The organism is Streptomyces sp. VTCC 41912 (assembly GCF_045799175.1).
Taxonomy (GTDB): Bacteria; Actinomycetota; Actinomycetes; order Streptomycetales; family Streptomycetaceae; genus Streptomyces; species Streptomyces albulus_C.
Genome location: NZ_JBJMAB010000054.1, coordinates 1 through 24,105 on the forward strand (window position 1 = coordinate 1; position 24,105 = coordinate 24,105).

The window sequence follows — 24,105 nt, forward strand, 5'->3', positions numbered from 1 at the left end:
CGTCAGCCCCATCTCCTCCATATCCGTGGGATAGCACCACCAGACGGGCCGTCAACCCCAATATCAAGCCTCAGTAGTAGCCGAGCGACTTCCAGGTCAGGCGCCACCAGGGATTGCCACTCCAATTGAAGTCGGCTGTCAAGAACGCGATCTTGCCTTCAATGGTGAGCGTTTCGGTATCCAAAGCGGCGTATGCGTGTGCCCGGTCCGAGGCCATCCAGTGCTGGTACGTAGCCGTGAGCTGGTCGCTTGCACTGGCTCACGATCGCGTGGCGGTCCGGCATTCCCCCTCGCTACCCTCCCGCATCTGCGCGTCCATCGACTTGTTCCGGTCGTAGGGGTCGACCCTCTGGCCACTTCCCGGGCCGGTCACGGCGCGCTCGGTCCTGAACTCGGGGATGAAGTAGCCGGTGGCGTTGTCGCAGCCGCCGTTGGTCGTGTCCGCCTTGTAAGAGACCAGGGAGAACGTTCCCGGTTCGGTGACCACCTTCTCCGGGTTGTCCCAGCTCATCACGATCTCCCGGCGTACAATGGTTCGCGCGACCTCGTCGCTTCCTGCCGCGGCGCGCACGACCGGGTAGACGTACGTGACATCGGCAGTCACCTTGAGTGCGCCGTGCTCCCCTTCCTGGTACGTGATCAGGCCCCGAGTCTTCACCACGTTGCCGACAAGCCGCACCTTCGCCGTCGTGAAGCGGCTGAACAACAACAGGGGATCACTTTGCCGACTGGGCGCACGGAACGCGGTGGCCAGGTAGCCCTGGACGTCGCGTTGATGCGGATTGATCAACGCGATCGCCTTCCCTGGGCGCTCCCCACGCAGCACACCGGCATCCAGGTTGGCCCCGGCAAGAAAGTCCTGCGTCCGGACAAGGGCCTGTTCGACCTGCTCCTGACTCATCCAGCCGGTCGCCTTCGCCTCAGGCAGGTGGATCCCCTCCGTGCCATTGCCCCATCGCTCGGCAGGTGCCCCTCTGAACGGCTCATCGACGGTGGGCAGCTGAGCCGGTCCGTCCGCCGCATTCGACCCAACCTGACGGTCCGACTCCGCAGCGAGAGGCGCCTTCCCACCACCTCCGCCGCCGAGCCAGCCCGCCACTCTGCCCGGGTCCGCTGCCACGACCAGCAGTCCGACCACGACCAGCACACCGACCACGTACCAGACTGTGCGCCGTTGCCGCAGGCGGGCCGGCTGGTAAGTCCGCCATCCCTGTGGCCGGCCGCGCTGCTGCCGCGCCACTATCCGGGCCCGCGCCGACGGCTCCTGCGGCGCCCCCGAAGTCCCCGCCTCAGCTTCCCGAAGGAAGCGTTCCCACTCCTCGTCCGGTATGGACGCCCCGCCCTTGTCCACGATCCCTTCCCTGCTTCTCTCCTGTCCCCTCTCAGGGACGGCCATCGCCGTGCACCACACGGCTCTGCCACACCATGACGCACCCAAGCTCCGCGTTCCGGCCCCTGGGGACCGCCACGGCCAAGGCACGTTCTCCAGTAGCGTTATTCGCTGAGGCGACGAAGGCCCGGTGGCGGGGCGGACGGGTATGGCCTTATTGAAGTGCCGGGTGGCACAAGCAATCTCATTCCCGGGCCGCCCGGCCGATGCAGCACAGTCGGTCAGGCGTACCTGCTATGCGTACGGATTCCTGAGCACCGTCGGTAGCGGACCGTTGATAAGGTCATCGTCCAGCGGAACACCGGTGAGGTGGCTGAGGACGGCCCAGATCTCGTCGAAGCCGTCATCGCCGTAAGGACGAGTGCTCGCCCTCCTCCGGAAGTCCTCGGCAAGGCTCAAAGGAGCATCCTTCCCGGGAATAGGTTCGGGTAGGCCGAGATCGAAGTGCTCCAGGATCTCTCCGTCCCTCAAGTGTTTGACGAAAACTCCCCCCTTGGGGTTCCGGAAGTAGTGGATAGCGTCAGTCCCGGCCGAGAGGCGCTTGAGCAGGCCCGTATCGAACCCTTCAGGCTCCCAGGCGATTTCCAAGCAGAACGACCAGGAGCCGGCAAGCCCGACGCGCAAGACAGAACCGATGTCAGGAGGACTGTCGAACTCTTCATCTGCCTGCTCCCTCGTCATGGTCCGGGCCTGCGAAGAATCTGCCTCGTAAAGCCTCAGAACATCATCCGGAGTACGTCCCCGCACGAGGTTGAAGCACACCAGATCTTCGTACGTCCAACCCAAGTCATCAGCTGAAATCATGGTGCAGCTCCTTGTCATATTGGATTTGATTTTCTGTGTCTTGTGCGGCTCACCGGGATTAAGGCGAGCCGCACAAGACACAATACGATTTTGCAGGAGATGGGCCATAGAAGCCCGTGAAAAACATGCGCAGGGTTACGACGTGATATTTAGCATAAATTCTTCGGAGTCGAGGATGCGCTGCTTCTCATAGCCCCATCGGACTACACTTCCGGCCGAGCTATTCTCGGGCCCTGGGACGTGGGCGCGTATGCAATGCCGGTTCGGGTTCGGCGTTGGATCGCCCAGCTCCAAGATTTTCCATCCTCCGTTTTCGAAAACGGGGATAATCTCGGCACACAGCCCTCCATCGGTGCCACCCTCATGAGTGGACGCGAAGGGGAATTCATCACAGCTGTCGTCCGGGAGCATCTCCTTAAGGTCGCCAAACTTCACCGAGGCTCGGTTTCCACAGGTGTATGCCCTGCGATCTTCCTCATTGTACTTTGCCCGCGTCAGGGGCTTCTTGATTCCCCAACCGTCGACGAGGTTGTGCTGGGCCCACAAGTAACTGGCCGCTGCGGCGCCCTGGCCCGAGTCTGGCGAGCCCTTCACGTAGGGCCGCGTGCTCATTTCGACTACGGGCGTAACGGTAGGAATCACGCAACCAGGGGAGGGCTTGCCGTTGGGCTTGCCCGTGACATCTCTGACGGCGTCGTCGCAGCGGATCTTGCGGGGGTTGTTCCATGCTGCGTTCGGATCCGTGATCTGGGCGCCAGGGGCGGTGACGTAGAGCTTGTACGACGTGGTGAACTCGACCTGGCTGTCGGGCGCGGGGTTCGATGAGTAAGAAACGGTACCGCTGACGGACTGCCCCATGGTCAAATTTCCGCCGTACCAGGGCGCAGTCTTCGTGGCCGTGCAGTTCTGGGTGCAGGCCGACCTGAACTTGGCGCTAAGAGCGGTAACAGCTCCGGTCGCACCGGTCATCTTCACTGTGACGTGCTCGTCCCACGTCGTCCCTTTCTCGGGAAGCTTTGCGCTGGTCGACACCTCCAGGGTGCCCGTCCCGATCTGCTTACCCTCTGCGTCTCTCAGCGTGTAGAGGACGTTCAACCCCGTCACGCAGTATTGGAAGCGCTCGTATGCATAGTTGCCGGGGTTCGTGATCTTGCAGCTGTCCGTGCCACCTTCATCCGCAAGGCTTGACATCGCCATCAGCCCGGTTTGAGGGAGCATCCCACGACTGGCCGACTTCACCGGCGCGGGGCTTGTGCTGACGCAAGCCTCGGCGGCACCGGCCTTGCGCTCCTTCGAGCCCAGGCGCGTGGGCTCGCAGCGTTCCCCGGATACCTTCGGGAAGGAACTGGCCTCGGTGGCGGGGGTCGGAGCGTCGGGCCGGTCGGTCTGGCCCACCTTGCCGATCTGCTGCGGCTTCTCGTCCGCGTCCTGTCGCACCGGGGCCATGCCCGTCGTGGTGAGCCCCATTGTCACCGCGGCCAGTACGGCGAGTACGGTCGATCGGGCACGTCTTGGGACTGCGCCTCTGGGGCGTATCTCGTGCATGTTCGTCAGATCTCTCTTATTTGTCTTGATGGAGGGGGCGACGGACATACCGGATATGCGGTGCCCCCGGGCGGCGGTGGACGGGCTGCGCTCGACCGCGCAGGCCCTAACGGAAAATGCCGAAGACTCACGGCCCACATGTCCGTGGAGGCGTGGAGAAGCGGACCTTGCTCACGTGGTGAGCACAGGGCAGCGAAGGCCGGCGCTCACCACGTCGTGCATGTAGTCCAGTTGGTCAGGAAGCGCTGGGCCACATGGTGGGCCCGGCGGCCAGGGTGCCCTTGCCGTTGCCGGCGTAAAGGTGCAGGCTGCGGTCGCTCCAGCGGGCGGCGATGTCGGCCTTGCCGTCGCCGTTGAAGTCGCCGCCGAGCAGGGCGCGCATGTTGCGCCAGGACTTGTCGTACCAGAGGTCAGGGGCGCGGGTGACGGTGCCCTGGGCATTGCCGGTGTAGAGGCGGAAGCCGCCGTCGGGGTCGGTGGCGACGATGTCGTCTCTGCCGTCGGTGTTGAAGTCGCCGCTGGACAGGATGCGCATGCCGTCCCAGGACTTGTCGTACCACAGGTCGCGCTTGGCTCCGCTGAGGGTGCCGTCGGCCTTGGTGGTGTAGGCGTGCAGCGAGCCGTCATTCCACACGGCGGCCAGGCCATCTCGTCCGGATTCATCGGCGCGGAAGCGCACGATCTGGGGCATCCCCTTCCAGGACTTGTCGTACCAGGCCTCCACGCGCGGCTTCAGTTTGCCGTTGGGGGTGCTGGCGTAGAGGAAGAGCTGGCCGTCGTCGCGGCGCGCGATGATGTCGCCCTGGCCATCGCCGTTGAAGTCGCCACCGATGATCTGCTGGTAGCCCTTCCAGGTGCCATCGTGGGTCCACAACTCACGGCCGTACTGCAGGGTGCCGTCTGGCTTGGCGTAGAAAGCGTGCAGGTTGCCGTCGTTCATGACGGCGGCAACATCGGTGCGGCCGTCGCCATTGAAGTCGGCCGAGGTGATCACGTCGCTGACATTCTGGAACTTCGTCGTCAGGCGCACTGTCTGGATCCAGTCAGCGATGTCGTCGGTGCGGGTGATGAGAGCGCCGGTACGCTTCTCGTCCTCATGACCGAAGCAACCGCCCTGCCAGGAGCGGCTGCTGACCCCGGTGAGCTCGTAGGCGCTGTCCTGCTCGCGCAGGACCGGTCCGCCGGTGTCACCGGCGCAAATGGCGGCGCCGTCCGAGGTGCCGGAGATGCTTGCCGAGGTGTCCTGCAGCGTCTGCAGGGAGAACTGGGCGCTGTGCAGGCGGTCGGGCACCCACTGGTCCTTGGTACGGCCGTAGCCGCTGGCCGTGAGGCTCTCACCCTGGCGCGGGGCCGTAGTGCCGAGGGTGGCGGGAGTGATTCCGGTGACGGGGCTGGCGAGCTTGGCCATGACCAGGTCCCGGTCACTGCGGGGGACCAGGGCGACGACGTCCGTAACGCTGCCGCCGCCTTGGGTCATGTCCGTGCGGCCGATAGTGGCGGTGGTCTTCAACTTCGGCGCGCCCGCGGGGACCTTCAGGCTCTGGGCGGGGTTGTCGGCGAAGCAGCTGGCAGCGGTGAGCAGCCACTGCTCATCGACGAGCACGGCCGAGCAGTTGCGAGTGCCGCCAATGTCGAGGTTCGCCGCGGGGTAAGAGCCGTCTGTTGCGGCTGCGCCTACCACTGCATTAGCGATCGGAGCAGTTATCAGACTGGCCGTGATGGTGGCAGTGGCACATAGTGCCGCAAGGCCGACGCGAGAGCGTCTGGCAGGCATGTCGATCTTCCTGTCTACGAGTGGTTTGGTATTTAGTGAACGGGCTTGCGTGGAGTCGTTCCGAGGGCGCCGAGCTGTGCAGGCTTGCTCCAGAGGCTGGGCACGGGGCCACAGTGCTTTATGACGAAAAAATCTTTGTGATGGGGGATATCACGTCTCCGGCTACTTCTTCGACCTTGTGGATAACCGGCTTCACGGCGGAAGCGACCTTCCCCGCGCCTCGCGTCATGACCTGCAGTGCTTGGCGGCCAATGGCAGTGACGAATTCCCCGCTCGTGAAGCCGTATTCGATGCCGGTGGCGATGGCGCTGATGCCGGCGGCGGCGAACGAGATACCGAAGCAGACTGCGGAGATGCTACCGAGGACCGGAGCTGCCGGCCAGAACACGCACGCGACCGCGAATCCGGCACCGAGGAGCCCGGTTGCCATACTGACTGTGTCGGCGGTGTCGGCCCACCACTTGGGGTCCTTCCACCAATCCTTCTTACCGGATTCGGTCCCCTTCGGGTTGACCTCGTCGTTGGTCTCGGAATCAGAGGGGTTGTGCTTGTCGTCCCGGTCCTTCTGCGACTGCTGCGCAGCCTCCTGGGCGGCCTTCTCCAGTTCAGCTGCCCGCATGTCGGCGGCTGTCTTGCGAGCCTCGCTGGCGGCGACGGCCGCGGCCTTCGCGTCTCGGCCGGCGTTGACTGCGGACTGGTGTGCGTTGGCAGCGGACGCACTGGCGTTGTAGGAGGAGGCGAGAGCGCTGCGGGCGGCGTTGATGGCGCGGTTCGCCGAGTAGTTCGCCGAACGGGAGGCGCTGCGGGCGGTGGCGGCAGCGTTCTTGGCCTTGTCGGCCGAGGCTTTCGCATCGGCCGCCGACTTGTCGGCCGCTTGAGCGTTTTTCCGGGCCTCGTCGGCATAGCCGCGGGCGGTGTTGGCGGAGTCGATCGCCTTTTGAGCCCACTGTTGGGCCTCGGCGGCCTTGCCACGGGCTTCCTTGGCGACCTTGGTGGCCAGCGCCGCGTCTTGCTGGGCTTCCTGGGCAATCTTGGCCGCAGTGGCGATGGACGCCTTCATGGCAGAGGCATGGCACAGGGAGTCAAAGTCGAGCTGCGCGGCGAGGTGCTGGATGGAGTCGACGAACTTCCGGCGCATCCATGCCGGCCCTTCCGCGGCGATGTCCGCGTAGGCCTTGGAGTAGGCGCCTCCGCGGGCGACGATTGTCAAGGTGGTAACGGCGTCGTCCTCCTCGACCGCTGCGGGAAGGTCGACGTCGAAGAACTTCTGCAGCGCTTCCGGCGTGTCGGTGTCGAGTGCCTTGTTGCATGCGGTGGTAACCGCCTTGCCGGGCTTGGTGGAAAGGACGCGGAAGATGTTGACGCGATTTTCCATCTCCCTGGCCTTGATCACACCGGAGGTGTTGAAGTCACCTGTGGGGCGGTCACTGGCCAGCGCGGTTGCCGCGGCACTTGCGACGGCAGGCTCGGAGACCTGTGCCATAAACAGGGTGGTTTCCCGATCGTCCTGGGAGGCGGCGATCTGCCGGTCGAGGTCGATCCAGGACAGGATGTCGTCGTTGGTCCCGGACAGGGCGAAGCGGGCGGCCTCGCGGGTCCAGGTCCCCTTGGCGTCCAACAGCCCTACGGCTGCTTTGCGGCCGAGCGTCGCAGCGACGCTGAGATCGTCGCGCGCGAGTGCCTGTTCCGCTTTGGCGATGAGGTCCTTGATGGCTTGGTCGGTCTGCTGTTCCTGGGTGCGCTTGTTCGCAGTGGCCGCACGGTCGACCGCATCGATCTTCGCGAGAACTGCAGCTTCCTCTAGTCCTTGCTTTCGGTCCTCCTCCAGGCGAGCCATTTCCGCCTCGCGGGCCTTCTGTTCCACCTTGATGGCATCCTCGACGGCCTGGGTGGCGGTGTTGGCTGCCTTGACGGCTTCCTCGGCGTAGGCGGTGGACTTGTTGGCGAAGTCGACTGCCTGTCCGGCGTACTTGACCGCCTCGTCTGCCGCGTCGGCGGCCTTTTCCGCATGCTCAGCGGCCGCATTGGCGGCCTTGTGGGCGCTGCGTGCGTTCGTCGCGGCGGCGCTGGCCAGGGCCTGGGCCCGAGAGGCGGCGTTGGTCGCTTGGTTCGCGGCGGACGAGGCGATCGCAGCTTGCCGCTTGGCCTCAGTTGCCTTCGACTGGGCCGCACCTGCCGAAGCGGCTGCCTCGGCGGAGGCATTGGCGGCGGCAGAGGCATTGCGTGCAGCGGACGCAGCCGACAGCCCGGCGCTGGCTGCCTGGTCCGAAGCGATGGCCGCCTGATCAGCGGCTGCAGCCGCGGAGCGTGCCTTGGCTGCCGCATCTCGGGCGACGATGGCGGCGTCCTTGGCCCGGCTGGTCTTCGAGGCGTCCTTGGACGCCTCGATCGCGGCGTTGTAGGCGCGCGATGCGGCGGATCCGGCCGCGGATGCGGCCTGCGAAGCGGCGGTGGCGGCCAGGGAGGCCCGGCGCGAGGCGGTGACGGCAGCGGTGGAAGCACGGATGGCGGTCCGGGCAGCGGAGGCGGCGCCGCTGGCGGCGGCGGCCTTCCGGGCAGCGTCGGCCGACAACTGGACGTTTTCTTTCGCCTTCTCGGCCTGCGACTTGGCTTCCTCGGCCGCCTTTTTGGCATTGTCGGCGGCTGTGGTGGCCCGTTCGGAGGCTTCCACAGCCAGATCGGTCTTCTCCCGGGTGCGCTTGGCCTCGTGCGTCACAATGGCGACGAGCTGGTCGATCGTGGCTGCTTCTTGGTCCCTTGCCCGTGCTATGTGCTGGCCGGTGTCGAGATACCACTGAACGTCGTCCGCAGTGCCGCTCAGCGCGCGGTTCGCATATTTTGTCACCTCGGGGCCGGCAGTGTTGAGACTGCGGGTGATCTCCACACGCATGTCTTCCAGCCGGGCCTCGTACTGGCCGGCGGTGAGGAACTTCTCCAGAGCCTGGTTGGTCTCGGCGTTCAGTGCAGCATTGCCTTCTCGTTTAACGGCAACACCGCCGGTGTTCATCACGGCGAGGGTCGACACCCGCATGTCCTCGGTGATGGATGAGCGGTACCCATCTTTTACAAAGGCGGTGATGGCATCGTCACCGCCTTTCAGGGCTTCGTCCGCGTCCCGGCGAGTCCCCTTGCCTCCGTGGGCGAGGTAGGTGAGAACGGCGACTCGGTTGTCCTCCAGCATTGCCTTGGGCAACTGTTCGGCGAGGAAGGCGGTGATGTCGTTGTCGGTGCCACTGAGGGCGTAGGCGGCGGCTTCCTTGACCGCCTTTCCTCCCGTGATCCATGCCTTGACCGCTTTGGCCCGGTCCGTGTCCGGCAGGGTCAGGGAATCTGCATCCCCGGTCTTGTCAGCGGCCCGGGCTGGCGTAGTAAACAGCAGGGGCGTCGACGAGGCGGCCGCAGCGGCCGCTACGGCGGCGACGAAACGGCGACGGTTCCAGAACGTTGTCTGCACGAAAAAACCTTGTCTAGTCATGGCCGTCAGAAAGAAGGCTGAGCATCACCGGGTTCTACTGTCCAGCGTCGGCAGAACCCGGTGGCAAAAAATGCTCGCAGTGGTCGCTGGAAAAGGCAGCCAGTGGCTACACGAATCCCTGGCCGAGTCGCCACCGTGCGCAGATCAAGAAAACGCGCATTGCGCCATCGGGGAGTGGAGCGCCCTATTTCTTGGTTGATATTTCTACCAGCGTGTGATTGTCGCCGCCGGTATCTGCAGTCTCACCTACCGGAGTCCACGTATTCTTCCTGATGTCGAACGACTTTTCTTCACCAGTGCGTACAACGGTCATGTCAACGCTGGTCTGGTAGTCATTGCCCTTGAAGCCGAAGACCTGCGGTATTTCGAGAGTCAAGTAGCCCGAGTTCCCCGTGACGCGAAAGCAGACCTTTTCATTCTTTCGAGACCAGACCTCAAGGAGTCCCTGCTCGCTTCCACAGGAAGCGAGCGTAATGTGTCCGTCCCCTCGCTTCAGCGTTATGCCCTTTTCGGCGAAAATCTTGTCGGCGTTCGGGTAGTTGAGGTCTTCCACTGCGTACGGCATGTCATCTCCCGCGGGCTGCTCATTCGGCGCAGCACGAGATTCCCCGGGAATGGCCTGCAGGAAGGAAAACGCAAGCACGGAAACGAAACCACTCAGCAACCCAATTCTTGCCAGTCGGCGCATTGTTCTCTTTCTGGAAGCTCGTCGAGTTGCTGCGGGCTTGCCCACGAGGTGGTGCGTCGCCCCTGCGGGCTGGCGCCCGCAGACTCACAGGTTGATCACCGGCCAATGAGTATCAATGAAAGGCAAAAGAAGATCCATCTAGCAATGGGCGACATGACGTGCAAAACGGTCATTTTTGATGTGAGAAACAGGCCACAATTAGTCACGGTTGCTCTTGTTTCTGTTAAAAAATTCGCAAAATCTCTCTATAGGGATTACTTCCGTGGCTCGATCTGCCCGGTCGACCCGGCTCTCAGCACGGCGAGTGCGCCCGCCTCGGCTCCTGGACGGATGCGGGCTCGGTTCGCCAAGTCCCGCCGGCCGGCACCGTGAACGGCATCGCGTACCGCTGGATGCCCCGCAGGGTCCGTTGCATCGTGGCGTCGGCCAGCAGCTCGTCCCGGTCCGCGATGCGGCGGGCCTGCAGCGACCAGTCGATGACGGCGGCGGCCGGCAGCACCTCCGGCTCGACGATCGCGCCGCGGCACCTGACGTTCGGGCACCGGTACCAGTACTGGCCGTTGCGTCCGTACGTGCCCATGTCGACGCCGGGGCGCTTGAACACCTGCAGCGCGGTCACGGTGGCGTCGCACACCGCGCAGTACGCGCGCGGCCGGAGCCACTTGTGCCAGTTGGGCCTGCGGCCCAGGGACTTGAGCCAGTAGGCGACGAACAGCCGGTTGCACGACTGCGGGGCCCGTCGGCTGCGGACCGTCTGGACGTGCATGGAGTTGATGGCGATCACCCGGACCTCGTACAGGTCCCCGCACCGGACTTCGGCCAGCCAGCGGGACCACTGGTCCCACTTGCGGCACTCCACGACGTTCTCGACGACTCCGCACAGCACGGGCTTGCCCCGCAGGATCATCGCGTTCAGGTAACGGGGAACCTCCTCCATGAGCGCGCGGGCCCGCTTGGTCTCGGGGTCCGGCTCGTCCTCCCAGAACAGAGCGCCCTGGGTGGAGTGGTCGAAGTCCCTGCGCTGGCCCCTGGCATTGCTCCACGGTGGGCAGGAAGGCGACGCCCAGAAGATGTCCGCGCGGGGGAATGTGGTGATGTCGGCTCGGGCTACGTCGCCCTCGAAGTGGTCGGCGTCGGGGAAGTTCGAGGCGTGGTCGGCGACCGCGTCCGGCTTGTGGTTCGCCGCGAAGATCAGGCGGGTGCCGGGTACCGCGGTGGAGCCGCCGATCCCGGCGAACTCGTCGTAGAGGGTCAGCACAGCCCCGCCCCCTTCGGGAGGTCGTGGGCGGCGGACTTCGTCAGCAGTCGCTCCGGGGCGCTGCTGGCACCGGCAGGTTCGGCTGGAGGGCAGGAGGAGGTCATACTGGTGGCTCCGTCTCTACGGATGGGATGGAGGCCAGGACAGTTGTCGTGCAGCCACACGAGAGCAGTTGTCCTGGCCCTTGAGGTGGTGAGTCCTGGCCGCCAGGCGGGAGAGCCCGCAGCGGGGCGGCGCGGCGTAGCGCGGCTACGCGACCATCGCTGCGCGCACGCCTTCATGCCGGGTGCTCCTTGTGCTCACGGCGTTGTGCGCGGAGTGTGTTGAGTTCTTGGTCGCGGACCGGGCAGTCGTGGGTGCATGTCCCATAGACCGGCGGTCCCAGGCCGGAGTGACTTCGTCGAGTGGGCGTCAGCCGTGAATCGCTTCGCGGGCCTGTGCTTCGAGGTCGGCGCGACCGTCAGGGTCGTCGCCTTGGGCGTGGTCGTCGGCCTCCTGGTCGACGTCGTCGAAGCTGCTTGGACGGTGCAGACGATGTCCTCGCTGTCATCCAGGTCACCGTTGAGGGCTTGGAACAGGCAGGTGGTGCTGTAGGCGGGCGCCCAGGCGCGGCCGGTGCACTCGTCGTCGTGTGGGCACGGCAGCATCACCTCGAAGCCGTAGTCGCCCTCGCCGTCGGCGTTCGGCCGGAGTGCGAGAGTGAGGTACTGCGTCCTCCCCACGCACGTGGGGGTGTTCCCTACCCCTGACCACCATCGACATACACCGGGCCGTCCTCCCCACGCACGTGGGGGTGTTCCCCGGCCTCAGCCACCCCACACGGCTCCCGGCCGCGACTGCCCGCGGCGCGAGGAGCGGTAGCCCGACCGTCGTGCGCAGCGCCGCCCGGTCGCGGCAGCCGCCGACGACGCTGCCCCGAGGAGGAGCAACGGGCGGCTACCGAACGGCCGCTGCATCGGGAGGTGACGGCCAGGGCGTGAGCCGCGAGTGGGAGCGGGAACGAGCCGCCCCTGGCAGGTGGTCGTCGCAATCCGCGCCGACGTCGCAGCCGCGGCCGCGCGGCCCGAGGCAACCTCGACGTCGCAGTCATCACGCCGGCACCGGTCGCGCCGCGCGCGCACGAGCGGCCCCAGGGCCGGGGCCGGAGTTCGCGGGACATTGACGACGACCTGGTGCTCGAAGACCTGACTCGCGAGCACGCCCTGGGTTGATGTGACCGCGCCTCCACCGACCACCGGCCGGCTGGCACTCCTCGACCAGCACCCAACCGCTTCCCGCACTCGGTATCGTCGACAACGCACCACCCGCTAATTGACAAAACAACACCACCACAACCACAACACCGCAGCTCAGGAAGAGTCTTCCCCACGTGCGTGGGGGTGTTCCCGCCGAACTCTGGCTCGACGACGCCGACAGCATGTCTTCCCCACGTGCGTGGGGGTGTTCCCTACATGCACCGCCTGGGCCGCTGGGCGAACCAGTCTTCCCCACGTGCGTGGGGGTGTTCCCGACCGTGACGCACTCACCGTAGGCCGCCGCGCGGTCTTCCCCACGTGCGTGGGGGTGTTCCCTGTCGAGCTGGGCGCCATCCAGGCCGTCTCGGGTGCCCGAGCCCCCGAGACGGAGGAGCGGGCGGCTACTGAACGGCAGTTGCATCGGGATGGGACGGTCAGGGCGTGGGCCCGCGAGCGGGAGTGGGAACGGGGCCTTGTCTGGCAGGTAGTCGTCGCAGCCCGCGCCGAAGCTGCGGCCGCGCGGCCCGAGGGCAATCTCGACGTCGTAGTCATTGCGCCGGCACCAGCCGTGCCGCGCGCGCCTGACCCGCCCCAGGGCCGGGGCCGGAGTTCGAGGACATCGACGACGACCTGGTGCTCCAGGGACCGCCTCGCGAGCACCCGGGCTGACGCGACCGCGCCGCCACCGACCACCGGCCGGCTGGCACTCCTCGACCGGCCCCCAGCCCCTTCCCACACTCGGTATCGTCGACAGCGCACAACCCGCTCATTGACAAAACAACACCACCCCAGCCACAACGCCACAGGTCAGAAAGAGTCCTCCCCACGCACGTGGGGGTGTTCCCAGGCGCTGGGCGCTGGTGTGGAGGCCGGAGTCGTCCTCCCCACGCACGTGGGGGTGTTCCCTGGGCCCAGTAACGGATTTCACCCCTTCCCGTGTCCTCCCCACGTGGGGGTGTTCCCTGGGTCGACCACCGCAGGGCGATCGCGTCCCTGTCCTCCCCACGCACGTGGGGGTGTTCCCATAGGACGCAGCCTTGTGTGCGGCGATGTCCGGTCCTCCCCACGCACGTGGGGGTGTTCCCCGGGCGTCCGCCTCGATGCTGGCGGCCGTGGACTCCTCCCCACCCACGTGGGGGTGTTCCCGCGGCGAGCCGGACCTCCGCCTCACGCTTGCCGTCCTCCCCACGCACGTGGGGGTGTTCCCGGACGTACCCCCATCAAGGCCAGCACGATGCGGTCCTCCCTACGCACGTGGGGGTGTTCCACCTGGCCTCAGCCACCCCACACGGCTGCCCGGCCGCGACTGCCCGCGGCGCGAGGAGCGGCAGCTCGACCGTCGTGCGCAGCGCCGCCCGGTCGCGGCAGCCGACACCAACACTGCGATGCCCGAGTCCCCGTGACGGAGGAGCGGGCGGTTACCGAACGGCCGCTGCATCGGGAGGTGACGGCCAGGGCGTGAGCCGCGAGTGGGAGCGGGAACGAGCCGCCCCTGGCAGGCGATCGTCGCAATCCGCGCCGACGTCGCAGCCGCGGCCGCACGGCCCGAGGCAACCTCGACGTCTCGGTCACTGCGCCGATACCGGTCGCGCTGCCCGCACCCCGCCCGGCCACCGTCCCCCTCCCCTGGAGCCGAGGTTCGACGACGCCGCCGACGACCTGGTGCTCGAAGACCTGACCAGCCAGCAGATCCTGGGCTGACGCGACCGCGCCGCCGCCGACCACCAAGCCAGCCGACCTCCCCTCGACCGGCACCAACCACTCCCCGCACTCGGTATCGTCGACAACGCACCACCCCCTTATTGACAAAACAACACCACCGCAGCCACAAAACCGCAGGTCAGAAAGAGTCCTCCCCACGCACGTGGGGGTGTTCCCGCGGAGGGCTGGAGGTCGTGGTATGCACCAGCGTCCTCCCCACGCACGTGGGGGTGTTCCCTCCGCGCGCTGGGTGTACCAGACGGTGATGAAGTCCTCCCCACGCACGTGGGGGTGTTCCCGTCGCTGCCGCCGCGGACGCCTTCTTGCCTGAGTCCTCCCCACGCACGTGGGGGTGTTCCCGCGCTACAGCTATCTGTTCTTTAGAGGCGCACGTCCTCCCCACGCACGTGGGGGTGTTCCCTGCGGTGATGCGGGAGGCATGCCCAACCCCTCGTCCTCCCCACGCACGTGGGGGTGTTCCCCGTCGGGGTGGCCCACGCTCCGAAGCGGGGCAGTCCTCCCCACGCACGTGGGGGTGTTCCCTGTGGGACGACCTGTACCGCCGTTTCCTCGACGTCCTCCCCACGCGGGTGGGGGTGTTCCCGCGACCCCGACCCCGCCAGGGGCAGTCCATCGGGGGGGCTCCGCCGGGGGTCCTCCCACGCGCGTGGGAGAGCTGCGGTTTTGGGGTTCCGGTAGGCCGGTGGCGCTGTCGGTGGTGCGGACTACGGTGTGTTCGGCCTGAGCGTTACGCGCGGCGGTGGGGATCATCTGGCATGCCGTGGGTGCGCGTGGTCTGGGTGCGGGTGTATTCGATTGGGGTGCCGTGTCGGACGGGTTGTTTGAGTGCCGGATTTGGGGCAAATCTAAGGGTCTGCTGCTTGGTTCGCACTATCCGCTGGTGTGTCATCTAGTGGATACGGCGGTGATGGCGGATGTCCTGTGGGATGTGTACCTGTCGCGGTCGCAGCGTCGGGTGATCGCGGAGGCGTTGGGGGTCGGGCAGGATGCGGCTCGGCGGGTGGTGTCGTTCTGGGCTGGGTTGCACGATGTGGGGAAGGCCGTTCCGGGTTGGCAGGCGGGTCGTGGTGATCTGGCGGCCGCGCTGACGGCGGCCGGTTTCGCCGAGGTATCGGAGGCGGATGCGGCTGCTCTGGGGCGGCATGAGACGTCGTCGCAGTTGCTGGTGCCGGCGCTGCTGGGTGGTGTGGGCTGGGGGGTTGAGGGTCAGCGGGACCGTGTGCCGGCTGTGGTGGCGGGTTTGGTGGTTGGTGGGCATCACGGCCGGTACGGGGAGCCGACTCGTGCGGATGTGGTGGCGGACCCGGTGGCTGCGTTCCCTGGTCTGGGGGGTGGTCGGTGGGCTGGTGAGCGTGAGGCGATGGCCTGGGTGTTGGCGGCCGTCACTGGGGCCCCGGAGCTCACGACGGTGAGGGAGCGGATCCCGGCTGGCGTGATCACGGTGGTGACGGGGCTTGTGGTGCTGGCCGACTGGCTGGTGTCCCAGGAGGACCACCTGCTGGGGCGCGTCGACGCCGCGGGCCAGGTCGCGGACACCGCCGCGGTGCACGCGTGGGCGGCGGAATCCCGAACGCACGCCCAGGATCTGGTGGCGGATGCGGGCCTGCGCGCGCCCGAGCTGTCGGGGGCGGCGCCGTCGTTCACTGACATGTTCGCGTACGTGCCGATCGCCGTGCCGAACCAGTTGCAGGCCAGCATCGCCGAGCACCTGCCTGGCATGCTCGGCGGCGGGCCGGGGCTGCTGCTGGTGACGGCCCCGACCGGGGACGGCAAGACGGAGGCCGCGTTGTTCGGTGCGTCGCTGCTGGGTCGTGCGTGTGGGACGCACGGCGTGTATGTGGCGCTGCCGACGATGGCGACGACGAACCAAATGCACGGACGCCTCGGGGACTGGGCTCGGCGGAATCTGCCGGGGTCGGTGACTCGGTTGCACGGAATGGAGTGGATGAACGAGCCGGAGTCGCGGGTCGTGCACGGCGATGAGGGCGTGTCCGTGGAGGCGACGCGCTGGTTGCGTCAGTCCAACCGTCACGGTCTGCTCGCGCATCTGAACGCCGGTACCGTCGACCAGGCGCTGCTGTCGGTCCTGCCATTGGGCTTTGGGCAGTTGCGGCATCTGGGCCTGTCTGGGAAGACGCTGGTCATCGATGAGGCGCACTCGTACGACGCGTTCACGCATGCGTTGCTGTTGCGGCTGCTGGAATGGTGTGGGGCGTGGCAGGTGCCGGTGGTGGTGCTGTCGGCGACGTTGACGGGTGAGAGTGCGGCTGGGCTGGTCAACGCCTACCGGTCCGGCGCCGGCCATACGCGGCCTGCTCGTATCGAGCCGGCGTATCCGGGGTGGTCGTTCACTGACCATGCCTCCGGCGCCATCCACGTTCCTCGCGTCGCGGTCGGTACCGACCGGGGTCGGGACCTACGAGTGGACATGGTCACCACCCGCGGAGCCCGGCACCGTCAGCGCACGATCCTTACCGAGCTGAAGCCGCTGGTGCGTGACGGTGGTTGCGCGGCTGTCATCTGCACGACCGTTGCCCATGCTCAAGCCACCTTCGAGCACCTGGCCGCTGAGCTCGGTGACACGGTCGACCTGCACCTGTTGCACGCCCGGCTCCCCGCCCACCAGCGCGACACCTACACCACCCGTGCGGAGACCGCGTTCGGCCGCGTCAACAGGCCCGCCACGAGCCGGCCCAAGCGGGGCATCATCGTCGCCACGCAGGTCATCGAGCAGTCCCTCGACCTGGACTTCGATCTGATCATCAGCGACTTGGCGCCGCTGGCCCTGCTCCTGCAGCGGGCCGGCCGCGCCTTCCGCCACAGCCCCGACGTCTGGGCAGCCGCTGGGCTGACCCGCCCGGCCTGGGCCGGAGCCAACCCCCGCATGGTCGTCCTCACCCCCGCTGACACCAGCGGGGAGCCGAACTTCGCACCGCCGACCTGGGGCAGCGTCTACCCACCCTCCCTCCTCCAGCGCACCTGGGAACTCCTCGACCGACACCCTCACGCCATCAACATCCCCGGCGATGTCCAGTCCCTCGTCAACGCCGTCTACGACCCGGCGTTCACCAGCGACAACCCCGACGCCCTCCTCGCCGCCGACCGCGACCGCACCACCGACGACACCCTGCGCCGGGCCCTCGCCGACCTCGCGATGATCCCGTCGCCGCGCCGTGTCCACACCGGCAACCTCCACCGGCTGACGGCCTCCGACGCCGACCCGGACCTGATCACCACCCGGCTCGGCGCGAACTCGGTCAACCTGATCCCGACGTTCCACGACACCGACGACGAGATCTGGCTCGACCCCCAGCACACGGTGCCGATGCCACTGCCCCAGCAGGGCGCCCGCGGTCGGCTCACCCGGGCGCAGATCCGCACCCTGATGTCGTACGCCGTCCCCATGCGCGCCGGAGGCTGGCTCACCCAGCTCACCCCCGCCCAACAACCGCACCCCACATGGGCAACCGAACCACGCCTGACCAACCTCGTACGGCTACCGCACTACCAAACTGCAGCCGGTCATGAAGCAGCCTCCATCGGTGGTCGACAGCTACGCCTCGACCCCGCCCTCGGTATCGTCGACAACACACGCGCCACCAGATGATTGACAAAGAGAAAGTAAAGCGACCCTAACGCCGCAGGCCAGGAAGCATCCTCCCCACGCCCGTGGGGGTGTTCCCGGGCTCCGCGACACGGACCTCGGACTCGATCCGTCCTCCCGACGCTCGTGGGGGTTTCCGGAGGCCGACGAGCAGCTCGCTTGAGGTGCTCCTCTGCCGGGGCAGGTGGCTTGAGTGCGCTGTCCGTTCTTGGGTGGAGGGGGCGTTGTCAGTGGTGCCCGGTACGGTGCGCAGTGATGACGACTACACATGCTGAGCCGCCAACCTCGTTCGCTGGTCTGGATGTTGGGGCTGATCCGTGGATTCCGGTGACGATGGTCGATGGCGCGCGTGCTGATTTTGGACTTCGCGATCTGTTGATCAATGCGCATCGGATTGAGTCGCTGGTGGTGGGTGCGCCGCCTGTGGAGTGTGTCCTGCTGCGGATCCTGTATGCCTTGGGGCTGCGGGTGTCCGGGTTCGAGGAGATAGATGGGGTCGCGCGTTACGACTTGCTGGAGCAGGGTGGGTTCGATGTCTCTGAGGTAGAGGCTTACTTTGCCCGGTATGCGGGGCGGTTTGGGTTGTTTGATCCGGTGCGGCCGTGGATGCAGGAGCCGCGGCTTCCCTCGCAGATGGACATCGTCGTGGAGGAGGAGCGGCGTGCCGGGCAGGTCGAGCGGAAGTCCAGTGGGGTCGGGAAGCTCGCGGTCACGCGGGCGTCGGCGTCGTCGTCGGCTTGGTTTGGTGCGTTCCATGATGGGGCGCCGGTGCCGGGTGTGGAGGCGGCCGGGCATTTGCTGACGTGGTTGTGGTACGGGCAAGGAGGGCCGCAGGGCTCGATGCGGCGGACGCCGGGCCACACGGGACGGCATGCTTCGGTGGGTCCGCTGCGGGGGTTTGTGTCGTACCACCCGACCGGCCGGACGCTGTTCGAGACGATCGTGTTGGGGGTCCCCGACACCGAGTTGGTTGACCGCGAACGGGATGTGGCGCCGTGGGAGGCCGACGAGCTGCCGGATCCGGACGGGGAACTGCCGATGCCAGCGGGGCCCGTTTCCTTGTTGACGGCCCGGGCGCAGCACGCGCTGCTGCTGGTGCCGAGTGTGGACCGGTCGGCGGCGGAGGACGTGTATATCGCGTGGGCGTGGCCGTCGACGCTGCCGCCGGCGATGGATCCGTACCTGAACTGGCTGGAGGGGAAGAAGGGCCAGCAGTATCCGCAGCGGGCGGATGTGGGCCGGTCGTTGTTTCGGGATGTGGATGGGCTGCTGCTGCATCGTAAGCCTGGCAGTAAGGAGCGTAGGCCGCTGGTGATGGATGCGATCCATGATGTGCCGGCGGAGGTGTTGGATCACGTGGGGGTCGCGGCCTACGGGTTTGAGCAGGGGCGGGAGAAGTCTGGTGGTGAGAAGGGCTGGTATCGGGCCGTGACGCCGGCGGTGCTGCGGCTGATCCGTGTGGAGGAGGCGGCGAACGCGGGGCGGCTGGCGGTGGCGCGGGAGCGTGCGGAGCTGTGTGCGTCCCGGCTGGTGTGGGCGGTGGATGAGGTGTGGAAGGAGACCGCCGTTCCGCCTGGTGATCCGGACAAGAAGGAGTATGCGAGTCGGTCGCCGTTGGGGGAGCAGGCGCTGGCCGCGTATTGGCCGCTGGCCGAGGCGGAGTTCTGGCTGCTGGTGGAGCAGCGGGCGTGGGACCGGGCTGTCGCGGTGTTCGGGCAGTTGGCGGTGTCGCTCTACGACGGGCTGATGCGGGAGATCACCGATGCGCAGCAGCCGCGCACGGTGCGGGCGGTGGTCCGCCACCGCGGGAAGGTCGCCTCGACGCTGCCGAAGCACAGCGAGGCGAAGACGAGGGATGGGGAGGTGGCGTGAGCACGCCTGCGGAGACGAAGACGTTGAGTGGTCGGCGGCTGGCTGATGCGGACCGGTTTGTGGCCAGGGTCGCGGCTGCGTGCCGGCGTGATACCGGCACGGGGCAGGCCCTGCGGTCGGCACTGGGCCGTACTCCGGCCGAAGCGATCCGAGCACACCGGTTTGTGGCGGCGCAGTTGCCGGACGAGCCGGCCGCGGATCTGGAGTGGGCGCACTACACCGTGGCTGCGCTGATCGCGTTGTACGAGCCGACGGCTCGGCCCGCAAAGGACCGTCCGCGTTCCGCCAACGCCGAAGGCCATCACGATGGTGACGGTGCTGAGGGTGAGGGTGAGAAAGACGGGCAAAGCGAGGACGAGGAACACGGAGCCCGGACGCGGGCTGGGCGTCTGCGGTCAGGCAACCTCGGCGCGGCCCTAGGGCGGTTGGACGCGCTCGAGCTCAACACGGCGGACCCGGATCCGGAGGGGCGGCGCGCCGCGCGCCTGCACGCGTTGATGCGGGAGGACCTGCCCGGTATCCATGAGGCGCTGCCTGGGGTGATGCGGCTGGCGGCCGCGGACGACGGTCGCCTGGACTGGGGTGTCCTGCTGCATGACCTAGCGGACTGGGGCCGCGACGCCCTGCGGGATGCGGCGGCGCTGCGCTGGTCGACCGCGTACTACAAGGCCCTGACCAAGACCACCACCGGCGCCGCGGACGCGGGTGCCGGCGACGAAGACGACAACAGCATGGGGGAAACCCGGTGACCTTTTTGTGCCTGCACGCGGTGCAGACCATCCCGTACGCCAACCTCAATCGCGATGACCTCGGCGCGCCCAAGACGCTGACGTTTGGTGGGACGACCCGGATCCGGTTGTCGTCGCAGGCGCTGGGGCGTCCGCTGCGGGAGTTCGTCGAGGACACCACCGGCATTCACGCGGTGCGTACCCGGCGCCTGGGCCAGCAGGTCGAGGAGCAGCTGCGCGGACGGGGGTGGAGTGAGGAGTTGGCGGCGGGTGCGGCTGAGCAGGTGCTGGCGTCGACCGGTTTCAAGCTGGACAAGGCCGGCACGAAGAGCCTGCTGTTCGTGCCGTCGATGACGGCGGCGGGGATCGCGGACCTGTGCGCCGAGCACCGTGCCGGCCTCGAGGCGGTGCTCGCCAAGGGCAAGCCGGACAAGAAGCTCCTCGCGGAGCTCGGGGCCGGGGTGAAGGAGCTGATCAGCCGCCGCAACGGGTCGATCGCCTTGTTCGGGCGGATGCTGTCGGAGCTCCCCGGCGCCGGTGTCGACGCGGCCCGTCAACTGGCGCACGGGTTCACCACGCACACCAGCCGGCGGCAGGCCGACTTCTTCGTCGCGGTCGACGACGTCACCCACGACAGTGAGGAGACGGGCAGCGGCCATATGAACCACGGCGAATACGCCGCCGGGGTGTTCTACCGCTACGCGGTCTTGGACCTGCGGGAACTGCTGTCCGACGGCGGCCTGGACGGCGACACCGAAACCGCACGAGCCCTGGTGGATGCGTTCGCGGCCGGGTTCATCCGCATGCTGCCCCAGGCCAAGAAGAACACGACCGCGCCCCACACCGTCCCGGATCTGGTGCACATGACGGTGCGCACCGACCAACCGATCAACCTGGCCGCGGCGTTCGAGCAGCCGGTCGTCGCCGAGCAGGGCGGCGGATGGGCCCGCCCCTCCCGCATCGGGCTCGCCAAGTACGCGAAGGCCGTCAACCGGCTCATGGGCACGGACGACATCGCATTCTCCGGGTACGCGTCGATCGCCGACGAGGAGACCCTGGCCGGCCTCGGCGAGCAGGTCGACTCGTACAAGGCGCTCACTCAAAGCGCCATCGACGCGCTGTTCAAGGCCGACGCTGCCGCTCGGTGAGAGCCTTTTCCCCACGTGGGTGGGCACATCTCGAGAGGAGTTGTTCGTGCCCGGCATCTTGATCCACTTGTGTGCGCCCTTGCAGTCGTTCGGTGAGCACAGCGCCTTCACGGAGCGGGACACGCACCCGCGGCCGACGAGGTCGGCGTTGATTGGTCTGCTCGCGGCGGCCCTGGGCCGTCGCCGCGGTGCAGAGCTGTCCGATCTGCGGAGCCTGCGCTTCACGATCCGCGCGGACCGGCCCGGAGTGCGGCTGGTCGACTTCCACACCGTGGGCGGGGGCATGCCTCGAGAACGGACGGTGCCGTCCGCCAACGGCACACGGAAAAAGGAAGAAACCGCGACGGTCGTCACCAAGAGGCACTACCTGTCGGACGCCGCGTTCACCGTGGCGATCGATGGCGAGCCCGGCCTGCTCGACACGGTGACGGCGGCGCTGCGGGCCCCGCGCTGGCCCCTGTATCTGGGCCGGCGAGCCTGCCCTCCGGCCGGAGCAGTGCTGGTCGCCACCGGCCTCGAGGACGCCGCGGCCGCACTGGCCACCTTCCCTCTGCACCGGCCCCGTACCTACGGGACCAAGACCGTAGTGGTCGACGTCGCCCACGACCAGCCACCCGACGTCGGGCATCCTGCGCGTCACCAGCTCATGGACAACCCGGTCTCGTTCGGCGAGTACGAGCGTCAGTGGGAGGCCCGCACCGAGTACGTCACCACTCTCACCATGCCCGCCGAACTCTGCGCCGGCCTCGGCACCGACTGGATCGACGCCGTGATCACTGCCCGCGGACGGGAGACTGCCGCATGACCACGCTCACCACCACGACCGGCACCGCGTGGCTGACGCAGCTCCGGCTGAACACCCGCAACCGCACGGTGCTACGCGACCTCAAAGACGGCAATCAGCTGCACCGCACACTGATGCGACTGGTACCGGACGAAGCGGGGGAACAGGCCCGTGCCACCGGAGGCCTGCTGTACCGCGTCGACGAGACGGACACCGGCATCACGGTCTTGGCACAAACCCGGCAGCAGCCGCTCATCGACCGACTCGACCCCGACTACGCCCACACCGCCGTCAAGGACATGACCGCCTTCCTCGGCCGGCTTCACGAGGGACTACAGGTCCAGTACCGGATCGCCGCCAACACGGTCGTCCAGTACGGCAGCCTGGCCGACCGTGAGCGCGCCCGGCTCCGACTGAAACTCGACAACCTACCGCCCGCTCGGCGCGCGCTGAACGGGGCAGAGGCAGACGACTGGTGGTATACCCGCGCCGCCCGCAACGGCCTGAACGTCCTCACTCTCATCCCCACGGTGAGCCCTTCGGTCGACGTCACCCGCCAGCACAAGGGACGCGGTGTCACCCACCGCCACGCGATCACCGTCTTCCAAGGCGATGCCACGATCACCGATCCTGAGGCAGTGCGCGCTGCGATCCTCAACGGCATCGGGCGAGGCCGGTCATTCGGCGCCGGCTTCCTGAGCATCGCATCCACATAGAATGTAAAGAAGTGACAAAGTCGATGTAGAAGTGCAGGTCAGAAACTCTTCCCCACACACGTGGGGGTGTTCCCGCCGCGTGGCGGCGGGCGATCCGGTCAGTGCTGTCCTCCCCACGTGCGTGGGGATGTTCCACCCGGCCTCAGCCACCCCGCACGGCTGCCCGGCCGCGGCTGCCCGCGGTGCGAGGAGAGGCAGCTCGACCGTCGTTTGCAGCGTCTCGCGGTCGCGGCGGCCTCCGGCGACGCTTCGATGCCGAGCCCTGAGGCGGAGCAGCGAGCAGCGAGCGAACAGCAGTCGCATCGGGATGGGACAGCCAGGGCGTGGGCACGCGAGTTCGAGAGGGAGCGGGAACGGATCTGCCCCTGGCAGGCGGTCGTCGCAGCCCGCGCCGCAGCCGCAGCCGCGCGGCCCAAGGGCAACCTCGACGTCGCAGTCATTGCGCCGGCACCGGTCGCGCTGCCGCACCCCGCCCGGCCACCGTCGCCCCTCCCCCCCCGAGCCGGAGTTCGAGAGCATCGACGTCGACCAGAAGCTGGTCCTCGAGGACCTGGCCCGCGAACAGGTCCTGGTCTGGCCCAACTGCGCCGCCGCCGACCACCGGCCGGCTGGCCTCCCCTCGACCGGCACCCAACCGCTCCCCGCACTCGGTATCGTCGACAGCGCACCACGCGCTTATTGACAAAACAACAGCACCGCAGCCACAACACCGCAGGTCAGGAAGAGTCCTCCCCACGCACGTGGGGGTGTTCCCCACCCGGCGGCGCGGGTGGCAAGACTGGGCTTGTCCTCCCCACGCACGTGGGGGTGTTCCCGGCCGGCTGCGGGACAGGTTGCGGCGCGCGAGGTCCTCCCCACGCACGTGGGGGTGTTCCCCTCTTCGAGTCGATGGCGGTCGACCTTGAAGCGTCCTCCCCACGCACGTGGGGGTGTTCCCTCGGTCGCGACGCGCAGCAGCTCGATGCGGTGGTCCTCCCCACGCACGTGGGGGTGTTCCCGCCAATGCGTCCCGTACGCTGGTCAAAGCGTTGTCCTCCCCACGCACGTGGGGGTGTTCCCTGGCCGCGCTGGCGGCGCCCTCGGGCTCATCCCCGCGGGCGCGGGGAGCAGTTGGCGCTGTCGCGTTCCAAGCTGGCGGTGCTGGGCTCATCCCCGCGGGTGCGGGGAGCGGGTCCTCGAAGTCGTGCTCGTGGCGAGCAAGTTGGGCTCATCCGCGCAGGCGCGGGGAGCGGACCCGCTCGACGAGGGCGACCTCCTGGCCCTCGGGCTCATCCCCGCGGGCGCTGGGAGCGGGTGCACACCCGGTCGCCGGATGACGGATCGCCACGGTCTCCTCCGACCGCCACACCTCCGCAAGACGCG

At 67.5% G+C, this 24,105-nt stretch carries 15 protein-coding genes and 2 CRISPR repeat arrays; of the genes, 7 read left to right on the forward strand and 8 right to left on the reverse strand.

The genetic code is table 11. The features are described 5' to 3' along the window. Positions 1-70: 70 nt before the first annotated feature. From ACJ6WD_RS38015 to ACJ6WD_RS38050, 8 genes are all read right to left on the reverse strand, one after another. Positions 71-217 (reverse strand): hypothetical protein, encoded by a 147-nt coding sequence (locus tag ACJ6WD_RS38015; RefSeq protein ID WP_407617534.1) that lies wholly within the window; start codon positions 215-217, stop codon positions 71-73. Positions 218-259: 42 nt separating this feature from the next. Further along, positions 260-1,351 (reverse strand): hypothetical protein, encoded by a 1,092-nt coding sequence (locus ACJ6WD_RS38020; RefSeq protein ID WP_407617535.1) that lies wholly within the window; start codon positions 1,349-1,351, stop codon positions 260-262. 273 nt (positions 1,352-1,624) lie between these two features. Further along, positions 1,625-2,194, reverse strand: a complete 570-nt coding sequence (locus ACJ6WD_RS38025; protein WP_376557360.1) for a DUF6461 domain-containing protein — start codon at positions 2,192-2,194, stop codon at positions 1,625-1,627. A gap of 135 nt (positions 2,195-2,329) precedes the next feature. After that, entirely contained in the window at positions 2,330-3,667 is a 1,338-nt protein-coding gene (locus ACJ6WD_RS38030; RefSeq protein ID WP_407617536.1) for a hypothetical protein, read from the reverse strand. Between the two features lie 307 nt (positions 3,668-3,974). Beyond that, positions 3,975-5,513 (reverse strand): FG-GAP-like repeat-containing protein, encoded by a 1,539-nt coding sequence (locus tag ACJ6WD_RS38035; protein WP_407617537.1) that lies wholly within the window; start codon positions 5,511-5,513, stop codon positions 3,975-3,977. 118 nt (positions 5,514-5,631) lie between these two features. Beyond that, positions 5,632-8,967, reverse strand: a complete 3,336-nt coding sequence (locus ACJ6WD_RS38040; RefSeq protein WP_407617538.1) for an ALF repeat-containing protein — start codon at positions 8,965-8,967, stop codon at positions 5,632-5,634. Positions 8,968-9,172: 205 nt separating this feature from the next. Beyond that, positions 9,173-9,721, reverse strand: coding sequence for a hypothetical protein (locus ACJ6WD_RS38045; protein ID WP_376557353.1), 549 nt, complete (start codon positions 9,719-9,721; stop codon positions 9,173-9,175). Between the two features lie 247 nt (positions 9,722-9,968). Then, positions 9,969-10,934 carry a DNA cytosine methyltransferase gene (locus tag ACJ6WD_RS38050; RefSeq protein WP_407617539.1) on the reverse strand — a complete coding sequence of 322 codons (966 nt, stop codon included), beginning with the start codon at positions 10,932-10,934 and terminating at the stop codon, positions 9,969-9,971. A 2,230-nt stretch (positions 10,935-13,164) separates the two neighbouring features. Continuing rightward, positions 13,165-13,438: a CRISPR direct-repeat array (repeat unit 29 nt; unit sequence GTCCTCCCCACGCACGTGGGGGTGTTCCC). 580 nt (positions 13,439-14,018) lie between these two features. Then, positions 14,019-14,474: a CRISPR direct-repeat array (repeat unit 29 nt; unit sequence GTCCTCCCCACGCACGTGGGGGTGTTCCC). Between the two features lie 156 nt (positions 14,475-14,630). Here ACJ6WD_RS38050 and cas3 point away from each other — a divergent pair. The 7 genes from cas3 to ACJ6WD_RS38085 all read left to right on the forward strand — a co-directional run bounded on the left by cas3 (position 14,631) and on the right by ACJ6WD_RS38085 (position 23,425). Continuing rightward, positions 14,631-17,498, forward strand: a complete 2,868-nt coding sequence (cas3, locus tag ACJ6WD_RS38055; protein WP_407617540.1) for a CRISPR-associated helicase Cas3' — start codon at positions 14,631-14,633, stop codon at positions 17,496-17,498. Between the two features lie 252 nt (positions 17,499-17,750). Continuing rightward, positions 17,751-19,367, forward strand: coding sequence for a type I-E CRISPR-associated protein Cse1/CasA (gene casA, locus ACJ6WD_RS38060; protein WP_407617541.1), 1,617 nt, complete (start codon positions 17,751-17,753; stop codon positions 19,365-19,367). Then, positions 19,364-20,116 (forward strand): type I-E CRISPR-associated protein Cse2/CasB, encoded by a 753-nt coding sequence (gene casB, locus ACJ6WD_RS38065; protein ID WP_407617542.1) that lies wholly within the window; start codon positions 19,364-19,366, stop codon positions 20,114-20,116. The genes casA and casB overlap by 4 nt, the downstream gene beginning before the upstream one ends. After that, a complete protein-coding gene (gene cas7e, locus ACJ6WD_RS38070; RefSeq protein ID WP_407617543.1) occupies positions 20,113-21,243 on the forward strand; it encodes a type I-E CRISPR-associated protein Cas7/Cse4/CasC in 1,131 nt (376 codons plus the stop codon). Before casB ends, cas7e begins: the two co-directional genes overlap by 4 nt. A 46-nt stretch (positions 21,244-21,289) precedes the next feature. Next, positions 21,290-22,048: a type I-E CRISPR-associated protein Cas5/CasD gene (gene cas5e / locus ACJ6WD_RS38075; protein ID WP_407617557.1), complete on the forward strand. Its 759-nt coding sequence runs from the start codon at positions 21,290-21,292 to the stop codon at positions 22,046-22,048. After that, positions 22,045-22,743: a type I-E CRISPR-associated protein Cas6/Cse3/CasE gene (gene cas6e, locus ACJ6WD_RS38080; protein WP_376557572.1), complete on the forward strand. Its 699-nt coding sequence runs from the start codon at positions 22,045-22,047 to the stop codon at positions 22,741-22,743. Before cas5e ends, cas6e begins: the two co-directional genes overlap by 4 nt. A 439-nt stretch (positions 22,744-23,182) precedes the next feature. Next, a complete protein-coding gene (locus tag ACJ6WD_RS38085; RefSeq protein WP_376557570.1) occupies positions 23,183-23,425 on the forward strand; it encodes a hypothetical protein in 243 nt (80 codons plus the stop codon). Positions 23,426-24,105 lie beyond the last annotated feature (680 nt).

Coding starts and splice junctions, on each gene's coding strand:
- ACJ6WD_RS38015 (WP_407617534.1), bottom strand. CDS start 217: ATGGCCTCGGACCGGGCACACGCATACGCCGCTTTGGATACCGAAACG.
- ACJ6WD_RS38025 (WP_376557360.1), bottom strand. CDS start 2,194: ATGATTTCAGCTGATGACTTGGGTTGGACGTACGAAGATCTGGTGTGC.
- ACJ6WD_RS38035 (WP_407617537.1), bottom strand. CDS start 5,513: ATGCCTGCCAGACGCTCTCGCGTCGGCCTTGCGGCACTATGTGCCACT.
- casA (WP_407617541.1), top strand. CDS start 17,751: ATGACGACTACACATGCTGAGCCGCCAACCTCGTTCGCTGGTCTGGAT.
- cas6e (WP_376557572.1), top strand. CDS start 22,045: ATGACCACGCTCACCACCACGACCGGCACCGCGTGGCTGACGCAGCTC.